The following is a 5,356-nucleotide window of genomic DNA, read 5'->3' on the forward strand; positions in this document are numbered from 1 at the left end:
GGACGCGGGGTTTTGTTTTCCGTGAAGCTCTGGCGAGCGGCCGGGTAACTCACGGTGCAGCCCGGCTCGACCTGTATTCCATCGGAAAGTCCCATGTGGCCGTCGTTAGGGTTCGCATCGTTATCGGCCGAAGGCTATCCGGGATGGCCGTCCCAAGTCCTGCCGTGTGTCGCAGGAACGTATGGACGGCGTTTCCGGTAGCGCAGAGACAGTCCGGGTCTTCGATGGGCGCGTGGTTTGCACAGCTGCGGCTTGAAACCGCATCCCGGCCCACGACGCCGACCCGATACACCGAAGCAATGTGATCTGCACTGCTCCGGATGCTGGGTCATATAACCTATTTGGCGATAAGTGTCAAGGTGGCGTTCGAAAACCCGTCATCCCAGCGAAGGCTGGGACCGTTGGCCGTGACCGGCCGAGCTATCGCCAGGGCGTCTGAACGTTGGCGCACAGCAACAGGCCAGCGGTCCCAGCTTTCACTGGGATGACGATCAGTGTGGAAGCTGAAGCGTTCCGTCCGGACCGCGCTCGACCGGGCCGTGCACGATCACCGCCGACAGCGGCAGGTCGGCGTAGATGTGCGGGAACAGCGCACCGCCGCGCGAAACTTCCCACTTCACCGTGTCGCCCAGCGCGGTCAGGTCCACGGCGGCGATGTGCAGATCGTCCTGTCCGGCGAAGTGCTTGTCCAGCGTGCCCTGCGCCTGATCGGCGGTGGACATGTGAATGTAACCGTCGGCCAGATCGACTGGCGCTCCGGCGAAGGTCCCGTCGGCGAGCAGCCGTGCAAGCTGCTCGCCGGTCAGGATTTTATATGCGACCGTATCCCTCACGCTTCGGCTTCCGGAGCCTCCGGCGCGGCCTCGTCGGCTACCGGGGTCTCGACTTCCGGTTCTTCGTCCAGCCGGACCGCGCTGACGACGTGCTCGTTCGCCGAGACGGTGAACAGGCGCACGCCCGCCGAGCCGCGACCGATCACGCGCAGCGAATGGAGCGGCAGACGGATCAACTTGGCCTGGTCGGTAACCAACATCAGCTGCTGGGCAAGGGTCGCCGGGAAGCTGGCGACTACCGGACCGTTGCGGCCGATGTTGTCGATATTGGTGATGCCCTGGCCGCCGCGACCGGTGCGGCGGTACTCGTAAGCCGAGGACAGCTTGCCGTAGCCGTTGGCACAGACCGTCAGGATGAACTGCTCGCGCTCTTCCAGTTCGGCCATGCGCTCTGCGGAGAGGGTGGATTCGCCCTCCTTGTCGCCCTTCCACGGGGCGAAGCGCAGATACTGCTCACGGTCTTCGGCATCGGTGCCGACGCGGTGGAGGATCGAGAGCGAGATGACCTCGTCGTCACCCTTCAGCGTCATGCCGCGCACGCCGGTGGACGTGCGGCTCGTGAATTCGCGCACGTCGTCGCCGGGGAAGCGGATCGCTTTGCCCTGGCGGGTGGCGAGCAGCACGTCGTCGCTGGCTTCCAGCAATGCCACGCCGATCAGGCGATCGTCGCTGCCTTCGTCGAAGCGCATCGCGAACTTGCCGTTGCTGGGGATGTTCGCAAAGGAATCCATGGAGTTGCGGCGCACGTTGCCCTTGGCGGTGGCGAACACCACCGACAGCGCGCTCCACTCCGTCTCATCCTCGGGCAGGGCGAGCACGGTCTGGATCGTCTCGTCCTTGTCGAGCGCCGGCAGCAGGTTGACGATCGGGCGTCCGCGCGTGGTCGGGCCGCCTTCGGGCAGCTTGTAGACCTTGAGGCGGTAGACCTTGCCTGCCGTCGAGAAGAACAGCACCGGGTTGTGGGTGGAAGTGACGAACATCGTCGTCACCGCATCCTCGTCCTTGGTGGCCATGCCGGCGCGGCCCTTGCCGCCGCGGTTCTGGGCGCGGAAGGCGGAGAGGGCGGTGCGCTTGATATAGCCGTCCATGGTCACCGTGACGACCATGTCCTCGCGCTCGATGAGGTCCTCGTCGTCGATCCCGTCGAAGGCGGCGGTGATCTCGGACAGGCGCGGGGTGGCGTAGGCGTCGCGCACGGCCTGCAGTTCCTCGCGCATGACGGCGTAGAGCTTCACGCGGTCGGCGAGGATGGCGAGGAATTCCTCGATGGCGATCGCGAGCTGCTTGAGTTCGTCGCCGATCTCGTCGCGGCCGAGCGCCGTCAGGCGGTGCAGGCGCAGATCGAGGATCGCCTTCACTTGCACTTCGGACAGGCGGTAGATGCCGTCGGCGGCCTCGGCCTCGGGCTCGATCGCCTCGACCAGGCGGATGTACTGCGCGATGTCGCCGATCGGCCATTCCTTGGCGAGCAGCTTGGCGCGGGCGTCGGCCGGATTGGAGGCGCCGCGGATGATCTTCACCACCTCGTCCATGTTGGACACGGCGACGACGAGGCCGAGCAAGATGTGCGCCCGGTCGCGCGCCTTGTTCAGTTCGAACTTGGTGCGGCGGGTGATGACCTGCTCGCGGAACTGGATGAACGCCTGCAGGATGTCGCGCAGGGCCATGATCTCGGGGCGGCCGCCGCGGATCGCCAGCATGTTCGCGGCGAAGTTCGACTGTGCCGGGGTGCTGCGCCACAGCTGGTTGAGCACGACTTCCGGCGAGGCATCGCGCTTGAGGTCGATGACCACGCGCACGCCTTCGCGGTTGGATTCGTCGCGGATGTCGGAGACGCCCTCGATCCGCTTGTCCTTGGCGGCCTCGGCGATCTTCTCGACCAGATTGGACTTGCCGACCTGGTAGGGGATCGAGGTGAGGACGATCGAGCGCGAATCCTTGCGGCTGCCGCGCCCTTCCTCGACGTGGCTGCGGCAGCGCTGGATGATCGAGCCGCGCCCGGTGGTGGCGGCGAGCCGGGCGCCGTGCTGGCCCAGGATCAGCGGGGCGGTGGGGAAGTCAGGGCCAGGGATGATCTGGAACAGTTCCTCCGAGGTGATACCCGGATTGTCCATCATCGCGAAGCAGCCGTCGATCACTTCGCCCAGGTTGTGCGGCGGGATGTTGGTCGCCATGCCGACCGCGATGCCGCCGGCGCCATTGACGAGGATGTTCGGGAAGCGCGCCGGAAGCACCGTCGGCTCCTGACGCGAACCGTCGTAGTTGTCCGCGAAGTCGACGGTGTCCTTGTCGAGATCGTCGAGCAGCGAGTTGGCCACGCGGGCAAGGCGCGCTTCGGTATAGCGCATCGAGGCCGGCGGATCGGGGTCCATCGAGCCGAAGTTGCCCTGACCGTCGATCAGCGGCACGCGCATCGACCAGTCCTGCGTCATGCGCGCAAGGGCGTCGTAGATCGCGCTGTCGCCGTGTGGGTGGTAGTTGCCCATCACGTCGCCGACGATCTTGGCCGACTTGCGATAAGGACGCCCGGCGACGAAGCCGCCTTCCTGCGAGGCATAGAGGATGCGGCGGTGCACCGGCTTCAGGCCGTCGCGCACGTCGGGCAGCGCGCGGCTGACGATCACGCTCATCGCGTAGTCGAGGTAGCTCGTCTTCATCTCGTCGACGATGTCGATGCGGGTGAATTCGCCCTCGGGGCCTACGGGCTGGATATCGTTGGTGTCGTCGCTCACGCGGGTTGGATCGCTTTTGCTACGGAAGAAGAATGATGGACCGCACTAGGACATGCGCCAGGGGAAAGCCACCGGAACCGGTGGCGGCGAGGGGCGATGCGTGCCGTTTTCCACATATAAGGAACGCACGCGCGCGGGGAACCTGAACGGCTGCGACGAATTGCATTCAATGCGCGTTCAGTGGCTAAAAGCTAATTCGCTCGCATGGTTGCCAAGGGCCGAATTCCCGGCCAAACCGGCGACCGCCTTATTTTCATCCCGTTTCGGCGGGATTTCGTTTGTCCTTGAGAGGAGTAGCCTTGATGGCTCGCAAGTTCCTTGTTTCCCGTGTCGCTCTTGCCGCCCTCCTGTCGAGCGGTATGGCGCTGACGGTCGCCACCCCCGCGATGGCCGCGAAGAAGGAGAAGGAAGCCGCAGGCGGCAAGTTCTCCCCCGAGTTCGTGAAGGTCGCCCAGCCGCTGCAGAAGGCCATGGAAGCCGCGATCGCTGCTCTCGGCGGCCAGCAGACCCCCGACGCGATGGCCAAGGCCAAGGCCGCCTTCGACGCCGCCGTCGGCGGTGACGGCAAGGCCGCGTTCCAGGCCGCCGTGCCGGCCGCAACCACGCCCGACGACAAGAACGCACTCGGCTCGATGATGCGCAACTTCGGCATCATCTCGCAGGATCTCGCCACCAAGCAGGAAGGCAACAAGATGTTGCTCTCCAGCGGCAAGCTGCCCGCCGAGGAAGTCGGCAAGACCAACTACGATGCCGGCATCACCGCCTACCAGCTCAAGGACTACGCCAGCGCGGCGACGTACCTGAAGGCGGCCAAGGACGGCGGCTTCGTCGATTCGTCGGGCCAGCTCGATGCGGTCCTCGCCGATGCCTACAAGCGCAACAACAACCCCGAGGCCGCCCTGCAGATGGCCAAGGACGATGTTGCCGCCGCGCAGGCCAAGGGCCAGGCGCCTTCGGAAACCGCGCTGCGCTCGGTCCTCCAGCAGACCTACACCGCCAAGCAGCTCGCTCCGTCGACCGAATACGCGGCGATGCTCGGCCAGTATTACCCGGGCACCTGGAACACCGCGATCTCGGTGGTCCGCCAGTTGGCCTCGCTGCCGCGCGACCAGAACCTCGACCTGATGCGCCTGATGTTCCTCACCGGTTCGATGAACGACAAGCGCGACTACTTCGAATACCTCGAGAACGCCGATCCGCGCGCGTTCCCGGGCGAAGCGAGCAAGGTCATGGCCGACGGTATCGCCAAGGGCAAGCTGACCGCCGGAGACGTGCCGGACAAGGCCAACACCGACGGCCGCGTCGCGGCGGACAAGGCTTCGCTGCCCGCCACCGAGCGTGATGCCAGCAAGCCGGGTGCGACGGCTGCCAGCGTCGTCGGCGCGGCGGACGTGTTCCTGAGCTACGACCAGCCGGCCAAGGCCGAGACGTTCTATGCCAAGGCCGCGTCGATGCCGGGCGTCGATGCCAACAAGGTCGCGCTGCGTCTCGGCATGTCGCAGGCTCTGCAGGGCAAGTACGCCGATGCGGAAGCCAACTTCGCCAAGGTCACCGGCACTCGCGCGCCGGTTGCCAAGCTGTGGTCGGCTTATGCCAAGAGCAAGGCTTCGCCTGCTCCGGCAGCGGCTCCTGCAGCGAACTGAGCTTTCGGTTCAGACTGAAACGGGAAGCGCGCCGGGTTTCCGGCGCCCTTTTTCGTGTGTCGATCCAGATCGGCCTGGCGCCAGACCCCCCGCTGCGACTAACTTCGCCTTCGGCTCAGCAAGTCTCGCTGCCCCTCCCGCAAGCGGG

Annotated in this window: 3 protein-coding genes; 1 reads left to right on the forward strand and 2 read right to left on the reverse strand. The window is 65.8% G+C overall.

All coding sequences use genetic code 11. From position 1 onward, the window contains the following. Positions 1-491: 491 nt before the first annotated feature. Complete coding sequence (locus LH128_RS23585) at positions 492-833, reverse strand: DUF952 domain-containing protein (protein ID WP_008832203.1); 342 nt, start codon at positions 831-833, stop codon at positions 492-494. Continuing rightward, positions 830-3,565 (reverse strand): DNA gyrase subunit A, encoded by a 2,736-nt coding sequence (gyrA, locus tag LH128_RS23590; RefSeq protein ID WP_008832204.1) that lies wholly within the window; start codon positions 3,563-3,565, stop codon positions 830-832. Before gyrA ends, LH128_RS23585 begins: the two co-directional genes overlap by 4 nt. A 302-nt stretch (positions 3,566-3,867) precedes the next feature. Here gyrA and LH128_RS23595 point away from each other — a divergent pair, with 302 nt between their 5' ends. Further along, positions 3,868-5,208, forward strand: coding sequence for a hypothetical protein (locus LH128_RS23595; protein ID WP_008832205.1), 1,341 nt, complete (start codon positions 3,868-3,870; stop codon positions 5,206-5,208). Positions 5,209-5,356: the final 148 nt, after the last annotated feature.

The organism is Sphingomonas sp. LH128 (assembly GCF_000293195.2).
Lineage (GTDB): Bacteria > Pseudomonadota > Alphaproteobacteria > Sphingomonadales > Sphingomonadaceae > Novosphingobium > Novosphingobium resinovorum_A.